Raw genomic sequence first — 14131 nt, 5'->3', positions numbered from 1 at the left:
GGCCGCGCACGCCGCCGCCGCGGCACCCGCCCCCGCCGCCCCGCAGGCCCCGGCGCCGGCCCGTACACCCCACGGGCCCCCGCCCCGGACCGAGCCGGCCCCGGCGGAGTCCGCGGGGATGCGCCGGGCGATCGGCGAGCTGATGAGCCGCGCCAAGCGGGAGATCCCGCACTACTACCTGGCCACGACGATCGACATGGACGCGGCGGTCGCATGGATGCGAGCGCGGAACCGGGAACTGCCCGTGGGCGAACGCATGGTGCCGGCGGCGCTGCTGCTCAAGGCGGTGGCCGCGGCGGCCCTCCAGGTCCCGGATCTCAACGGCTTCTGGCAGGACGGGGGTTTCGTCCCGGGCGACGGCGTGCACCTCGGTTTCGCCGTCTCGCTGCGCGGCGGGGGGCTCGCCGCGCCGGTCATCCGCGACGCCGCCTCCCTCACCCCGGTGGAGCTGATGGCCCGGCTCAAGAGCCTCGTCGAACGGGCCCGGAGGGGCCGGCTGCGCGGCACCGAGATCACCGGAAGCACCCTCACCGTCACCAGCCTCGGCGACCAGGGCGTCGAGGCCGTCTTCGGCGTCATCCACCCGCCCCAGGTCGCCCTCGTGGGTCTCGGAGCCGTGGTCGAGCGTCCCTGGGCGGACCGCGGCATGCTCGGGGTGCGGCCGGTCGTGACGGCCACCCTGTCCGCGGACCACCGGGCCACCGACGGCGCGGTCGGGGCCCGGTTCCTGACCGCCGTCGACCGTCTGGTGCAGAGACCGGAGGACCTGTGATGGACCGCAGCGATGCCGAGACCCTCGTCAAGGACGCGATCGCCCGGGTGGTGCCGGGCGCCGACCTCAGCCGTCTGGGGCCCGAGGACCCGTTCCGCGACGCGCTCGAATTCGACTCGCTGGACTTCCTCAACTTCGTCGAGATCCTGTCCGAACGCAGCGGCCTGCACATCGACGAGGAGGACTATCCCCGGCTGACGACCCTGAAGGACGCCGGCGAGTTCCTGGTCGCACGGGCACCGTGATGCGGCGTCAGCGGCCGCGATGCCGGGTCCACCGGGGTTCGACGAGCTCCCATTCCCGGCCCCACCGCGCGAGGCGGCGGCGGTCCAGGGACAGCCGGACGCCCCTCCAGGCGCCGCCCAGGCCCAGCGCGACGGCGGTCGCGGCGGCAAGGCCCACGCCGACGCTCACGGTCGTGTTCACATCGCGGGTGACGGGCGGCGCGGTGACCCGGCCACGGGTGTCCAGCCAGATGATCACCGTGGCCCCCTTCCTCTCCCCGGACGCCACCGGGGCCACCGCGACATGGGCTCCCCCGGAATCCCTCCACCGGACCGGCGCCCGCGCACCGATGTCGCCGCCGGGGCGGTCGAGGCCGGCCTGCGCGTCGGACAGCAGCCGCGCCGCGACCGGATGCCGTTCGGCGAGCTGCGCCTGGCGCAGCTGCCGGTAGTGATGGTGGGTCGCGCTCCCGGCCAGCCACGCCGCCGCGGGCAGCGCCACCGCCAGCAGCGCCGTCAGCAGCAGCCGAAGGCGCCGCTCCAGGCGGTCCGACGGTCGTTCGAGGGGGTTGCGCACGCTGTCCGGACGGTGCCCCCGGAAGTGCGGTGTCCGCATGACGCGGCCTCCCGTCCCGGCCCGGGGCGGCACACCGCCGGCGCCGATCCTGCGCGTACCGTCCGGCACACGACGAGGGGGCGGTCGGCGGCGGCCGCGCCGGCACCACGGCGAGGAACGGCCGTCGCACGGCGGCTCGGGGGGTGCGAGGACGGCGGCCCGGCGGCTGCCGTGTGACGGCGTCGTGAGGCGACGGGCGCGGCCCGTCAGGACTCGGTGATGCGGATGTGCCGCGGCGCGGCGGCCCGCACCTTGGGCGCGGTGACGGTGAGCACGCCCTCGCCGAGGCTCGCGCTGATCTCGTCGGCCTTGACGTCGGCGGGCAGTAGGACGCGGTACACGAAGCGCCCGGTGCGGCGGGTGCTGCGGCGCAGCACGCCTTCTCGCTCGCGCTCCTTGCATTCGCCGGTGATGCGCAGTTCCCGCTCACCGATCTCGATGTCGATGGCGTCCCGTTCGATGCCGGGCAGGTCCGCCTCGATCACGTAGGCGTCATCGGTCTCCCGCATCTCGGCGGCGGGTGCCCAGGCCGACGTCCCCGGGGTGGTGGCGGCGGTCTCCAGCAGCCGGCTCATGCGCTCGAACAGGTCATCGAACCCGGAGGCGGCCGGTTCACCCCGTCCCCGTGCCGGAAACGACCTCTCCAGCAGGCTGCCGGGCCGGTGTCGTACGGGCAGGGTCATCGCGGGTCACCTCCGCGAACGTGTGCCATTCGGGTCAATTTCCATGGTGCACGCCGCCCGGGCGCCGGGCGACTCGGGCCCCGGGGCCCGCTCGTCCGCGCCGCCGCCGTCGGCGCTCACCCCCAGACGCCGTACGAACGCGATCTCGCCGTGTGCCAGGGCACGTCTCAGGTGCTCCCGCAGATCCGCGTACGCCGTGCGCCCGGCGCGTGCCTGTGCCGCCATGCCCGGACCAACGACGGACGCCCGCTGCCCGGCGTGGGCCGGACGGGCGGACCTGCGCGCCGTGGTGACCGCCCGTCACCCGTGACCGCCACACTCGTGGGCGGGCGGGACGGTCACCGGGGCGCGGGGAGAACCGTACGGAGCGGAAGGAGGGACCGGTGACGGCACTCGTCAGCGCGGTGATCATCGGAATCGGCAACGCGTTCCGGCGGGACGACGGTGTCGGGCGGGCGGTGGCCATACTGGTGCGGGAGCGGGCCGCGGCGCGGCCGCTGCCGCCGGGCACCGAGGTCCGGGAGTGCGACGGGGACCCCGGCCGGCTGATCGGGCTGTGGGAGAACACCGGCCTGGCGGTCGTCGTCGACGCCTGCTTCCCCGCTTCGGCACGGCCGGGGCGGATCCATCGGTGGTGTCCCGCCCCGGGCGCCCTTCCGCGCCCCGCCGCGGGGCGGCACAGCACCCACGGACTCGGCCTCGCCGAGACGCTGCGCCTGGCCCACTGCCTCGGACGCCGCCCCGGCCGGCTCGTCGTCTACGCCGTCGAGGGAGCCGACCGGTCGCTGGGCACGGGTCTGACGCCTTCGGTGGCCGAGGCGCTGCTGCCGGTGGCGGAGCGCGTCGAGGCGGACGTCGTGCGGCACACCGGGGCCGCACCGCGCCCCCGGGCCGGCGACTGAGGCGACCACCCGGGGCCGCACCACCCGGGGCCGCACCACCCGATCGGCGGACCGGGCCCCGTCCTGTGGGACCGCCCGTGGGACACGCCGGACCGGCGTCGGGCCCGGTGGCGCCCGCGCCTGACACGCTGTGCGTGGCCGGCGTTCGCTAGCGCACCGCTCCGGGTGCCGCGGGCCGCGCGGCCGCCCAGGTACGTCCCGGCCCGCTGGACCAGGATCGAGGGGAACGAGGATGACTGACCCCGGGGAGGCCGCAGCGGCCGTCGGCGACCAGGCCGAGGTAGTCCTCGGCCGCGACGGTCTCGACGCGCTGGTACGGGTGCTGAGACGGCGTGGCCGCACGGTGATCGGCCCCACCGTGCGCGACGGCGCCATCGTCCTCGCCGAGCTGGACTCCGCCGCCGAACTGCCCCACGGCTGGGGCGTCGAGCTGGAGGCGGGACGGTACCGGGTCCGCCGGAGAACGGACCCGGCCGCCTTCGCGCACAGTGCGGGGCCGCAGTCGTGGAAGTCGTTCCTGCACCCGCAGCGGGTACGCCAGTGGACCGCCGACCGCGGCACCGACGGCGAGCTGACCGTGCGGGCCGAGGAGCCCGCACGCGTGTCGTACGCGTTCCTCGGGGTGCGGGCCTGCGATCTGCACGCCATCCGGATCCTGGACCGGGTGATGACCGGCGGCCGGTACGCGGATCCGGCCTACGGCTCCCGCCGTTCGGGAGCCTTCCTGATCGCGGTCGAGTGCACCGAGCCGGGGGCCACCTGTTTCTGCGTCTCCATGGGCACCGGGCCCGCCGTGGAATCCGGGTACGACCTCGCCCTCACCGAGGTGCTGGACGGCGGCGGCCACCGCTTCCTGTGCCGCAGCGGGAGCGAGGAGGGCGCCGCCGTGCTCGCCGAACTCCCCCGGCGCGCCGCCGACGGGGCCACCCGCACCGCGGCGGCCGACGCGGTGAGCGGGGCCGCCGAGCGCATGGGCCGGTCCATGCCGCCCGTCGACCTGCGCGCCCTGATGCGCAACACCCTGGAGGCCGACCGCTGGAACGACGTCGCCTCCCGCTGTCTGAGCTGCGGGAACTGCACCATGGTGTGCCCCACCTGTTTCTGCACCACCACCGAGGACGTCAGCGACCTGACCGGCGACCACGCCGAGCGCTGGCGCCGCTGGGACTCCTGCTACGACCTGGAGTTCACCCTCCTGCACGACGGTCCCGTCCGGCCCGGCAGGCGCAGCCGCTACCGCCAGTGGCTCACCCACAAGATCGGCACCTGGCACGACCAGTTCGGCAGTACCGGATGCGTCGGCTGCGGCCGCTGCATCGTCTGGTGCCCCACCGGCATCGACCTCACCGAGGAGGCGCACGCCCTGCACCGGGAGGCCACGGAGGAGAGTGCCTCGCCATGACCTCGCACACGGGCCCGGCCCCCCGGACGGGCATGCTCGCGGCGCTGCCGCCGGAGCATCGCGCGCGGCTCATGGACCTCGCCCGCGAGGTCCGCTTCCCCTGCTCCGCCAGGCTGTTCGAGGAGGGCGGGGAGGCCGACCGCTTCTGGATCCTGCGCACGGGCACCGTCGCGCTCGACATCCAGGTTCCCGGCCGTGGACGCGCCGTCGTCGAGACGGTCGACGCGGGCGGCCTCATCGGCTGGTCGTGGCTGTGCCCGCCGCACCAGTGGCATCTCGGGGCCGAGACCAGGACTCCCGTGACCGCCTGGGAGTTCGAGGCGGCCGCGGTCCGCGTCCTGAGCGCCGCCCACCCGGAGTTCGGCCTGGCGCTGGCCACCCTAGTCGCCGAGACGATCGGACACCGGCTGCGCGCGACGCGCACACGGCTGCTCGACCTGTACGGGCCGCCGGGGGGCGGACCGGTGCCATGACCCTGGTCCCCCTCCCCCACCGCGTCACGGACCGGCACGAGGAGACGGCCGACACCGTCACGCTCGTCCTGGAGCCGGCCGGCGCGTCCCTGCGGCCCTTCGCGCCCGGCCAGTTCGCCATGCTGTACGCGTTCGGCGTCGGCGAGATCCCGGTCTCCGTGTCCGGCACGGCCGGGGACGGCCGGCTCACGCACACCGTCCGCGCGGTCGGCGCCGTGTCCCGAGCGCTGTGCGGGCTGCGGGTGGGCGCCTCGGTCGGGGTACGCGGTCCGTTCGGGACCGGCTGGGACCTGACGGCCGCCCGAGGCCACGATCTGCTCGTCATCGGCGGAGGCATCGGGCTCGCTCCGCTACGCCCCCTGATCCACGCCGTCCTGGCCGAGCCCGGCGCCTACGGGCGTCTGAACGTCCTCGCCGGGGCCCGGACACCCGAGGACCTGCTGTACCGGGAGGAGTTCCCGGACTGGCGCCGGCCGTTCGGCGCCGTCACGGTCGACCGGCCCGCGGACGGCTGGACCGGCCGGGTCGGAGTCGTGACCACGCTGCTCGACGAGGCACACTTCGCGCCGGCACGCACCTCGGCGTTCGTGTGCGGGCCGGAGGTCATGATCCGCGCCGCCGGCCGTCAACTGGCCCACCGGGGCGTGGCCGCCGGCCGCGTCCGGATCTCCCTGGAGCGCAACATGCGCTGCGCCACCGGCCACTGCGGCCACTGCCAGCTCGGGCCCCTGCTGCTGTGCCGTGACGGCCCCGTCGTCGGCTACGACCTGGCCGAGCCGCTGCTGACCGTACGGGAGCTGTGAGATGACCGACCCCGCCCCGTCTCCCGGGCGTGCCCGCCCCCGGCTCGGCGTGTTCAAGTTCGCCTCGTGCGACGGCTGCCAGCTGACCCTCCTCGACTGCGAGGACGAGTTGCTGGGCCTGGCCGCCGAGGTGGAGATCGCCCACTTCCTGGAGGCGTCCAGCGGTGTCGCGCCAGGACCGTACGACCTGGCGCTCGTCGAGGGCTCGGTCTCCACCCCCGAGCACATGGAACGGATCCGGCGCATCCGCGCCGAGTCCCGCCGCCTCGTCACCATCGGTGCCTGCGCGACCGCCGGAGGTATCCAGGCGCTGCGGAACCACGCCGACGTGACGGAGTACCTGGAGACGGTCTACGCCCGCCCCGACTACATCGAGACCCTCGCCGGCTCCACCCCGCCGTCCGCCCATGTGCCCGTCGACTTCGAGCTGCGCGGCTGCCCCATCGACCGCGCCCAGCTCCTGGAGGTGATCACCGCCTTCCTCGCCGGCCGCAGACCGGGCATCCCGGACCACAGTGTCTGCTTCTCCTGCAAGCAGCGCGGCGCCGTCTGCGTCCTCGTCGCACACGGCACGCCCTGTCTCGGCCCGGTCACCCACGCCGGGTGCGGGGCCCTCTGCCCCGCCTACGGGCGCGGCTGCTACGGCTGCTTCGGCCCCGCCGGGACCACGAATCTCGGCGCCCTGGTCCCGGTGCTGCGCCGGGACGGGATGAGCGACGAGGACGTCGGGCGCTTCCTGCACACCTTCAACGTCACCGCCTTCACCGCGGCCGAGGAGAAGGACCTGCCGTGACCGAGCCCGCCGCCGCATCCCGAGTCGTCCGCATCCCGGCGCTCACGCGCGTCGAGGGCGAGGCGGCGCTGCACCTGAGGGTCCACGACGGAACCGTCACCGAGGCCAGGCTGAAGATCTACGAGCCCCCGCGGTTCTTCGAGGCCTTCCTCCGGGGCCGCGCGCACACGGAGCCCGTCGACATCACCTCGCGCATCTGCGGGATCTGTCCCGTGGCCTACCAGCTGAGCGCCTGCCGGGCTGTCGAGGACGCGTGCGGGGTCGTCGTCCAGGGCCCGGTGGCCGCCCTGCGCCGCCTCCTGTACTGCGGCGAGTGGATCGAGAGCCAGACCCTCCACATCCATCTGCTGCACGCTCCCGACTTCCTCGGGTACGACGATCTGATCGCCATGGCGCGCGCCCACCGCACCCACGTCGAGCGCGGGCTGCGGCTGAAACAGGCGGGCAACGCCGTGATCGAACTGCTCGGCGGACGGTCGATCCACCCCGTCAACGTCCGCCTCGGCGGCTTCCACCGGGCGCCCGCCCGCTCGGAACTGCGCCCTCTGGCAAAGCGCCTGCGCATCGCCCTCGACGACGCCTGGGACACCGTGCGCTGGGTCTCCGGCTTCGACTTCCCCGACGCCGCGTGCAAGGCCGACCTGTTCGCCCTCGCGGAGCCCGGCACCTACGCCATCGAGTCGGGCCGGCCCACCGTGCTCCCCGCCGACGCGACGCTCCCGCCCCACGGCTTCGCGCTGCGCGACTTCCCCGGCCACGTCGTCGAGGAACAGGTCCCGCACTCCACCGCGCTCCACTCCCGGCTGGACGGCCGCAGACACCTCACCGGCTCCCTCGCCCGCTACGCGGTCAGCGGCCACCTGCTCTCGCCGACGGCGCTCCAGGCCGCGCGGGAGGCCGGGCTGCCGGACCCCCCGCTGATCCGCTTCGCCGGAGCCGGCGTGCGCGGTGAGGTGTGCGCCAACCCCTACCGCAGCATCCTCGTACGGGCCGTCGAGGTCCTCTACGCCGTCGAGGAGGCCCTCCGCATCATCGACGCGTACGAGCCACCGGAGCGCCCGCACGTGGAGGTGCCCGCGCGGGCGGGCGTCGGCCACGGTGCCACCGAGGCGCCGCGCGGGCTGCTCTACCACCGCTACGCGCTCGACGGCGAGGGCCGGATCACACACGCCTGTCTTGTGCCGCCGACGGCCCAGAACCAGGGCGCCATCGAGGACGACCTGCGCGTTCTCGTCCAGAGCGCCCTGGCGAGCGGGCCGATGTCCGACGCCGACCTCGCCCATCTGTGCGAGCGCGCCGTGCGGAACCACGACCCGTGCATCTCGTGCTCCGCGCACTTCCTCGACCTCGACATCCAACACGACTGCGACCTCGGCCGATGAACCGGGGGTGCGGTTTCGCGAGCGGCCACCCCCTCGGGCATCCTGAAAGTAGTCCGAGGAGAGGGCGAGGGGAGCTGTGGTGGAAGAGCGGGCGCAAGGGCCGGGTGACACCGGCATGCCCGGAGCGCACCCCCAGCTGCGGCTGGACGAGCTGCTGGACGGTCTGCAGGACCAGGTCCAGCAGGTCCGTGCGGCCCGGGACAGGATGCACACCCTCCTGGACGCGGTGCTGGCCGTCGGCTCGGACCTGGATCTGGAAGTGGTGCTGCACCGCCTCGTGGAGTCGGCGGTCGCCCTCGTCGACGCCGAGTACGGGGCGCTGGGCGTGCTGGGCGAGGAAGGCACGATCAAGCAGTTCATCACGGTCGGCATCGGCGACGAGACGGTGTCCATGATCGGGCACTACCCGCGTGGCGAGGGCATCCTGGGGCTGCTGATCCGCCACCCGGAGCCGCTGCGCCTGACGAACCTGGCCGAGCATCCGGCGTCCACCGGCTTCCCTCCCGGGCACCCGCCGATGACCAGCTTCCTCGGCGCCCCGATCCGGGTGCGCGACCAGGTGTTCGGCAACCTCTACCTGACCAACAAGCAGGGCGGCGCCGGGTTCGGCGCCGACGACGAGGCGGTGCTGCGCACCCTTGCCGCGGCGGCCGGCGTGGCCATCGACAACGCCCGGCTGTACGACGACGCCCGCCGCAGGCAGCGGTGGCTGGCGGCGAGCGACGAACTGACCCGCAGCCTGCTGTCGGGCCGGGAGCCCGCCGAGGTGCTGGAGTCGGTCGCCGCGCGGGTACGCGAGCTGGCCGCGGCGGACCTGGTCACCCTGGCGGTGCCCATAGGCGACAGCGGTGAACTGGTCGTCGAGGTCGCCTCCGGCACACGCTCCGACGAGGTACGGGGCCTGGTGCTGCCCTCCACGACGCTGGCCGCGAAGGTCTTCGCCTCCGGTGAGACCATCACCACCGAGGCGGTGAGCGCCGATCCGCGCGCCGAGGGCGGCAGCGCCTCGGTGGTGGAGCTGGGCCCGGGGTTCTTCGTGCCGCTCGGCACCCGCGACCATGTGCGCGGGGTCCTGCTGGTGGCGAACGTGCCGGACCGCCCGGTGTTCTCGGACGCCGTGGTCGACATGATCACGGGGTTCGGCAACCAGGCGGCGCTGACCCTGGAGGTGGCCGAGCACCGGCGGGACGCCGAGCACATGCTGGTGCTGCACGACCGCGACCGGATCGCCCGCGACCTGCACGACCTCGTGATCCAGCGGCTGTTCGCCGGGGCCCTGTCCCTGCAGTCCACGCTCGGCCGGGTCGACGACCGGCCGCAGGTGAGCGAGCGGATCCAGCGGGTCGTGGACGACCTGGACGACACCATCAAGGTCATCCGCTCCACCATCTACGCCCTGCGGGAGAGCGACCGTGCCCGGGGCGGCGGGCTGCGCGGCCGGCTGGTGACGGTGACCGAGCGGGCCGCCGAAGCCCTCGGCTTCTCCCCGGCGCTGCGCATGACCGGGCTGCTGGACACCAACGTGCCCGCGGAGTACGCGGAGCACCTGGTGGCCGTGCTGGGCGAGGCGCTGTCCAACGCGGCCCGGCACGCCCACGCCGGGGCGGTCGACATCATCGTCGAGGCCACCCGGGCCAGCCTGCGGCTGAAAGTGGCCGACAACGGCAGCGGCATCGACCCCGGCGTCACCCGGCGCAGCGGCCTGGCCAACCTGGAGCGCCGCGCCGAGGAGCTCGGCGGCTCGTTCACCCTCAGCCCGAACGAGCCGACCGGCACCGTGCTCGAGTGGCTCGTTCCGCTGCCCGCTCCCGCGTGACAGGCGTGGCACCGGGCCGGCGCGCCGCACCGGCCGTGCGTCCCGCGCGCGGGGCCCGCCCGGTCATCCGACGGGCTCCCAGCCGCGGCGGGGAGCCCGGGCGCCGAGCTGGGTGTCGCGGCTGCGGTAGACGACGTAGGGGCGGGTGAGGCAGCCGACCGGCGCGCACCAGCGCCTCGGCCACCTTGCCGTCCAGCCCCGGCGGCTGCCCTCCGCGCTTCCTCCCCGATGCCGGTTCCCTCTCCCTGACCACAGTGCGCTGTCCCTTCCCGGGCCTCGTCGTCCCACCGGATGGTCGCTGGGGTACCGCCTTCGGGAAGCGTCATTCCCCGGGGCGCCTCAAGTGTCGGCATCGGCGCCTGGCGTCCCCGCAGCACGGAACCCACCCGGCAGCCGCGCCCGGCACCCGGCTCGCGCGACAGGCGTTCACCCGGCGGGCGTTCACCCGACAGGCGTTCACCCGGCGGGCGGACCGCGCCGGGCGAACGGACGAGGACGGGGCGGCCGCCTGTCAGGCCGAGTGCGAAGGCTGCGGTACACGGCTGCCGACAGGGGCGCGCACCGCGTCCACGGCCTCCCACTGATGTGTGCTCAAGGACGCCAGGGCGGCGGGGAAGACACCGTCGTGCCCCTTCAGGATGTGCTCGCGCAGCAGGGCCAGCGCGTCCAGCAACCGCTCCGGCCGGCCGGCGTCCGCGGGCGGGCCGTCCGCGGCCTCGGCGAGCACGGCCTCGATCCGGCGGTGCTCGTCCTCCAGGGCGGCGATGTGGTCGGGGAACTCCTCGGCCATCGCGGGGAACAGCCCCTGTTCTTCCAGCTGTGTGTGCGGGGCCGGCACGGCGGCGATGGTCCGGGCCAGTTCGGCCAGGCGGGCGATGTCGCCCTCGCGGCCGGCGTCCCGGACATGGCTGACGAGGGTCGCGCCGGCGTCGTGCCCACGGGTCAGATCGGCGATCGACGCCAGCGACCGGCAGCCGCAGTACTCGCACATCCACGGGCTCCCCTCCTGCTCAGTGCGAGGAGGCGGTGGGCATCCGTCGGCTGACCGAGTGCCGCACGCCGGTGCCGGTGAAGGTCAGGGCGGCCGCCGCTACCACGCCCAGCAGGACCAGGCCGATCGTGTAGGAGCCGTAGGCGCCGTACAGCGAGCCCATCACCAGGGGCGGGACGAACCCGCCCAGACCGCCGGCGGCGCCGACGACCCCGGTGACCGAGCCGACCCGGTTCTCGGGGGCGAGCAGGGCCACGAGGGCGAACACCGCGCCGCTGGCCGCACCCAGGGCCGCGGCCATCGTCAGGAACGCGGTCGTGCCCACCGGCGCCAGCGACGGCGTCAGCGACTGCACGAAGGCCCCGGCCAGCACCACGGCCAGCGTCCCGCCCAGCACGCGCACCGGGCCCATGCGGTCCGACAGCCAGCCGCCCACCGGCCGCATGAGCACCGCCAGCAGCACGAAGCCCGCCATCCGGTTCGCCGCGTCCGCCTGGGTGAGGCCGTAGCCGTTCTTCAGGTAGGTGGGCAGGTAGACGGAGAAGGCGACATAGCCGCCGAAGGTCACCGCGTACAGCGCGGACGCCTGCCACGTGACGCCTAGGCGCAGCGTGTCGGCCAGGCGGCGCGGCAGCGGCTCGGTCGGCACCGTGCGGCCGGGCGCGTCCCGCAGCACCAGCGCGGCGATCACCGCGTACGCCGCCAGCGCAGCGGCGGTGATCAGGAACGGGTTCGCCATGCCGTGCGCGTCGACCAGCTTGACCGTGGTCAGGGCGCTGATCGCGGTGCCGCCCATGCCGGCGCCGAAGATGCCGATGGCCAGGCCGCGCCGCTCGGGCGGGAACCATTGGTTGACGAAGGGCACCCCGACGGCGAACGCGGTACCGCCGATGCCGAGGAAGAAGCCGCCCACCAGCAGGGCCGCCAGGGAGGAGTGCCCGGCGAGGCCGAGGTAGAGCACCGGGACGACGGTCGCGGCCGAGACCGCCGGAAACATCACCCGCCCGCCGAGCCGGTCGGTCAGCGCGCCCACCGGGATGCGGCCCAGCGAGCCGACCACCACGGGCACAGCCACCAGCAGCGACTGCTCGAACGAGGTGAGCGCGAGGGAATCCTTGAACCGCGGGCCGAGCGGGCTCAGCAGCGCCCATGCCCAGAAGTTCACGGCGAAGCCCACCGTGGCCAGGGTCAGCATCAGCCAGGCCCGGCCGAACACCGACGCGTCCCCGGCCGAGACGTCATTCGGGTTCCTCGATGGCTGGAGCATGCGGTCCATCCCTTCGTGTCGCGCGGGGGCGGTGCGTTCGTCGCGCCGAAGCCGCGAGCGTGCGCTCTTCTGTCCGGCAGCCCGTCGCCACTGTCGGTCCCGCGCCACTCCTCAGGCATGGGCCATGCGTCCCGCTCGTGCGGCAGAGGACCCAAGGACGGGGGCCGGCCGACCCGCCGAACGGCCCTGTCGTGCATGGCCCGGCCGTGCCCCCGGGAAGCCGCGGCCGCGCCCCCGCTCCTGCGGGAGGCGGAAAAGGCCGACCGGCCCTAACACGGTGACGGCATCACCCGGGATGATGGGCCGATGCTCCAGGACAACGGCTTTCGTGCACTCGACCGCAAGGAGTGCCTGCGTCTGCTGGCCAAGGTGCCGGTAGGCCGCGTCGTGTACACCCGGCAGGCGCTCCCCTCGGTCCTCCCGGTCAACTTCTCCTTGGACGACGACTCCTCGGTGCTGCTGTGCACCTCGCCGGCCGCCGAGCTGGTGCGCGCCATCGACGGCGCCGTGGTCGCCTTCGAGGCGGACGAGTTCGACGCGGCCACCCAGTCCGGGTGGAGCGTCGTCGTCACCGGCCGGGCCGCCGTGGTGAGGGATCCCGCCGAGCACGAGCGGCTGCTGCGGGACGGTCCCCGCTCCTGGATGCCCATGCGCAACGGGGTCTTCGTACGGATCGAGTCCGAGATGATCAGCGGCCGGGAGCTCACCGGCGGGCACGGCACGCACTGACCGGGCCGGCGACGGCGCCCGAGCCGGCCCCTGAGCCGACGTCCGCGTCCGCGTCTCGGCGAGAAGTCCCGAGCCGCGCGGACGCCCGCGGAGTGCGGCCGCCGTCGGGGCCGTAGCCGAAGCGGATCAGCAGCTGGGGGCAGCAGCGCCGCCTGGCTCCGCCCGTGGCCGCCCTCAGGTCGGGCCACTCCATCGCCTGGTGCATCATCGAGGTGCGCACGTCGTGCGCGGTGGCCACCAGCAGCGTGCGCTCCAGCGCCTGGCCCGCCCGCAGCCAGTCCTCCGGCCGGTCGCGCACCGTCCACAGCAGCGCCACCTGTGCGTGGCGCTCGAAGCGCACCGCGGGCAGGTGAGGACCGGCCGGGGCACCGGTGAAGTCGCGCATCGGCACCCGCCCGGCCGCGTCCAGGGGGCCAAGGGCGGTGGCCGGGATCCCATAGGGGGTGCGGGTCTGCGGGGCGGTGATCCACCCGCGGGCCTCGGCGGTACGGGCCCGGTGGACGGCGTTGCGCGCCTCGGCCGCGGCGGTCAGGCGCAGCAGCCGCCGAGTCCGGACGATGTCCGGTATGTCGAGGCATGCGCCTTCCGCGTGCGCGGCCTCGGTCATCTCGGCCAGGATGCGCTCCGGCACCGGGCGGCCGGTGAACGGCAGGCGGCTGGTGTGGCGCCGTTCGAGCGCCTCGTGCAGATCGGGCTCCGGAGTCCGCCCGGACGCGGTGCGCCCGGCCAGTCGTACAGTGGCCAGCAGGTCGGGATCATGGGGATCGGGCAGCAGGTCGACGACCGGATGCCAGCCCAGGTGTGCCGCGGCCACTCGGAGGTTGAAGACGGCCGCCCCCACCGACAGGTGCTGGGCGCGGCGATCCGGATCGGCCAGCGGCAGCGTCCGCCTGCGGTCGGCGCGGACCTCGATCGACCGCGCGGCCGGATCCATACCGAACCGCCAGGGCTGCGTGTTGTGGATCGACGGCGCCGCCACGGCTGCCGACAGCAATGCTTCCAGGGCGGTCGCGTCGACCTCCGGCGTCTGCATGACGGCTGACTCCTTCATCGGGCTCCCTCCGGCGCGGGCCGGCCTCGGGAGGCGCCCCGCGGCACGGCGGCGGGCAGGGCTCACCACGCCTCGCGGCCGGCGGCGAGGGCCCCGAGCCATGCGTCCGGCCGCCCGCGAGGGAGTCAGGGCAGACGTGACAGGCGGCCGGACGATGACCGGACCGGAGCCACCGGCGGCCCCCCACGCTCCGCTCGGCTGACGACGGGAGACATGTGCCGAGACGG

Annotated in this window: 15 protein-coding genes and 1 pseudogene; 10 read left to right on the top strand and 6 right to left on the bottom strand. The window is 74.7% G+C overall.

The window, feature by feature from the left end; genetic code table 11:
* Together ACFSL4_RS33875 and ACFSL4_RS33870 are read left to right on the top strand one after the other, a co-directional pair.
* The coding region (locus ACFSL4_RS33875; RefSeq protein WP_381091483.1) for a 2-oxo acid dehydrogenase subunit E2 at positions 1-772 on the top strand (772 nt) is incomplete at its 5' end.
* On the top strand, positions 772-1017 hold the full coding sequence (locus ACFSL4_RS33870; protein ID WP_381091482.1) for an acyl carrier protein: 246 nt from the start codon (positions 772-774) through the stop codon (positions 1015-1017). The genes ACFSL4_RS33875 and ACFSL4_RS33870, both read left to right, overlap by 1 nt.
* A gap of 7 nt (positions 1018-1024) precedes the next feature.
* On the opposite strand, the gene ACFSL4_RS33865 is transcribed toward ACFSL4_RS33870, so the two are convergent.
* The gene (locus ACFSL4_RS33865) at positions 1025-1612 is read right to left on the bottom strand and encodes an Rv1733c family protein (protein WP_381091480.1); all 588 of its coding nucleotides are present in this window, start codon (positions 1610-1612) and stop codon (positions 1025-1027) included.
* A gap of 206 nt (positions 1613-1818) precedes the next feature.
* Positions 1819-2295, bottom strand: coding sequence for an Hsp20/alpha crystallin family protein (locus ACFSL4_RS33860; protein WP_381091478.1), 477 nt, complete (start codon positions 2293-2295; stop codon positions 1819-1821).
* A gap of 383 nt (positions 2296-2678) precedes the next feature.
* Between ACFSL4_RS33860 and ACFSL4_RS33855 the strand changes: the two genes are divergently transcribed.
* The 7 genes from ACFSL4_RS33855 to ACFSL4_RS33825 all read left to right on the top strand — a co-directional run bounded on the left by ACFSL4_RS33855 (position 2679) and on the right by ACFSL4_RS33825 (position 9866).
* Positions 2679-3197, top strand: a complete 519-nt coding sequence (locus ACFSL4_RS33855; RefSeq protein ID WP_381091476.1) for a hydrogenase maturation protease — start codon at positions 2679-2681, stop codon at positions 3195-3197.
* Between the two features lie 232 nt (positions 3198-3429).
* On the top strand, positions 3430-4599 hold the full coding sequence (locus tag ACFSL4_RS33850; protein WP_381091474.1) for a 4Fe-4S dicluster domain-containing protein: 1170 nt from the start codon (positions 3430-3432) through the stop codon (positions 4597-4599).
* On the top strand, positions 4596-5072 hold the full coding sequence (locus ACFSL4_RS33845; RefSeq protein ID WP_381091473.1) for a cyclic nucleotide-binding domain-containing protein: 477 nt from the start codon (positions 4596-4598) through the stop codon (positions 5070-5072). The genes ACFSL4_RS33850 and ACFSL4_RS33845 overlap by 4 nt, the downstream gene beginning before the upstream one ends.
* On the top strand, positions 5069-5875 hold the full coding sequence (locus ACFSL4_RS33840; protein ID WP_381091471.1) for an FAD/NAD(P)-binding protein: 807 nt from the start codon (positions 5069-5071) through the stop codon (positions 5873-5875). The genes ACFSL4_RS33845 and ACFSL4_RS33840 overlap by 4 nt, the downstream gene beginning before the upstream one ends.
* Position 5876: 1 nt before the next feature.
* Positions 5877-6668, top strand: coding sequence for an NADH-quinone oxidoreductase subunit B family protein (locus tag ACFSL4_RS33835; protein ID WP_381091469.1), 792 nt, complete (start codon positions 5877-5879; stop codon positions 6666-6668).
* Positions 6665-8050 (top strand): Ni/Fe hydrogenase subunit alpha, encoded by a 1386-nt coding sequence (locus tag ACFSL4_RS33830; RefSeq protein ID WP_381091468.1) that lies wholly within the window; start codon positions 6665-6667, stop codon positions 8048-8050. The genes ACFSL4_RS33835 and ACFSL4_RS33830 overlap by 4 nt, the downstream gene beginning before the upstream one ends.
* Positions 8051-8165: 115 nt before the next feature.
* Complete coding sequence (locus ACFSL4_RS33825; protein WP_381091466.1) at positions 8166-9866, top strand: GAF domain-containing sensor histidine kinase; 1701 nt, start codon at positions 8166-8168, stop codon at positions 9864-9866.
* Positions 9867-9929: 63 nt separating this feature from the next.
* Here the strand turns inward: ACFSL4_RS33825 and ACFSL4_RS33820 are convergent.
* From ACFSL4_RS33820 to ACFSL4_RS33810, 3 genes and pseudogenes are all read right to left on the bottom strand, one after another.
* Positions 9930-10031, bottom strand: a pseudogene (locus ACFSL4_RS33820) (respiratory nitrate reductase subunit gamma); the annotation flags it as partial.
* A 346-nt stretch (positions 10032-10377) separates the two neighbouring features.
* Positions 10378-10857, bottom strand: coding sequence for a hemerythrin domain-containing protein (locus ACFSL4_RS33815; protein WP_381091464.1), 480 nt, complete (start codon positions 10855-10857; stop codon positions 10378-10380).
* Between the two features lie 19 nt (positions 10858-10876).
* The gene (locus ACFSL4_RS33810; RefSeq protein ID WP_381091462.1) at positions 10877-12124 is read right to left on the bottom strand and encodes a nitrate/nitrite transporter; all 1248 of its coding nucleotides are present in this window, start codon (positions 12122-12124) and stop codon (positions 10877-10879) included.
* A 306-nt stretch (positions 12125-12430) separates the two neighbouring features.
* On the opposite strand from ACFSL4_RS33810, the gene ACFSL4_RS33805 reads away from it, so the two are divergent.
* Entirely contained in the window at positions 12431-12853 is a 423-nt protein-coding gene (locus ACFSL4_RS33805) for a pyridoxamine 5'-phosphate oxidase family protein (protein WP_381091460.1), read from the top strand.
* Here ACFSL4_RS33805 and ACFSL4_RS33800 read toward each other — a convergent pair.
* A complete protein-coding gene (locus ACFSL4_RS33800; protein WP_381091458.1) occupies positions 12828-13886 on the bottom strand; it encodes an Acg family FMN-binding oxidoreductase in 1059 nt (352 codons plus the stop codon). The two genes, ACFSL4_RS33805 and ACFSL4_RS33800, sit on opposite strands and share 26 nt — an antisense overlap.
* Positions 13887-14131 lie beyond the last annotated feature (245 nt).

This window comes from Streptomyces caeni, from assembly GCF_042678285.1.
GTDB classification, from domain to species: domain Bacteria; phylum Actinomycetota; class Actinomycetes; order Streptomycetales; family Streptomycetaceae; genus Streptomyces; species Streptomyces caeni.
This window is presented reverse-complemented; position numbering and strand designations above follow the sequence as displayed.

Bases quoted from the DNA above. Each gene is read 5' to 3' on its own strand.
- ACFSL4_RS33870 (WP_381091482.1), top strand. From the start codon at position 772: ATGGACCGCAGCGATGCCGAGACCCTCGTCAAGGACGCGATCGCCCGG.
- ACFSL4_RS33865 (WP_381091480.1), bottom strand. From the start codon at position 1,612: ATGCGGACACCGCACTTCCGGGGGCACCGTCCGGACAGCGTGCGCAAC.
- ACFSL4_RS33805 (WP_381091460.1), top strand. From the start codon at position 12,431: ATGCTCCAGGACAACGGCTTTCGTGCACTCGACCGCAAGGAGTGCCTG.
- ACFSL4_RS33850 (WP_381091474.1), top strand. From the start codon at position 3,430: ATGACTGACCCCGGGGAGGCCGCAGCGGCCGTCGGCGACCAGGCCGAG.
- ACFSL4_RS33840 (WP_381091471.1), top strand. From the start codon at position 5,069: ATGACCCTGGTCCCCCTCCCCCACCGCGTCACGGACCGGCACGAGGAG.
- ACFSL4_RS33835 (WP_381091469.1), top strand. From the start codon at position 5,877: ATGACCGACCCCGCCCCGTCTCCCGGGCGTGCCCGCCCCCGGCTCGGC.
- ACFSL4_RS33810 (WP_381091462.1), bottom strand. From the start codon at position 12,124: ATGCTCCAGCCATCGAGGAACCCGAATGACGTCTCGGCCGGGGACGCG.
- ACFSL4_RS33815 (WP_381091464.1), bottom strand. From the start codon at position 10,857: ATGTGCGAGTACTGCGGCTGCCGGTCGCTGGCGTCGATCGCCGATCTG.
- ACFSL4_RS33845 (WP_381091473.1), top strand. From the start codon at position 4,596: ATGACCTCGCACACGGGCCCGGCCCCCCGGACGGGCATGCTCGCGGCG.
- ACFSL4_RS33860 (WP_381091478.1), bottom strand. From the start codon at position 2,295: ATGACCCTGCCCGTACGACACCGGCCCGGCAGCCTGCTGGAGAGGTCG.
- ACFSL4_RS33800 (WP_381091458.1), bottom strand. From the start codon at position 13,886: ATGCAGACGCCGGAGGTCGACGCGACCGCCCTGGAAGCATTGCTGTCG.
- ACFSL4_RS33825 (WP_381091466.1), top strand. From the start codon at position 8,166: ATGCCCGGAGCGCACCCCCAGCTGCGGCTGGACGAGCTGCTGGACGGT.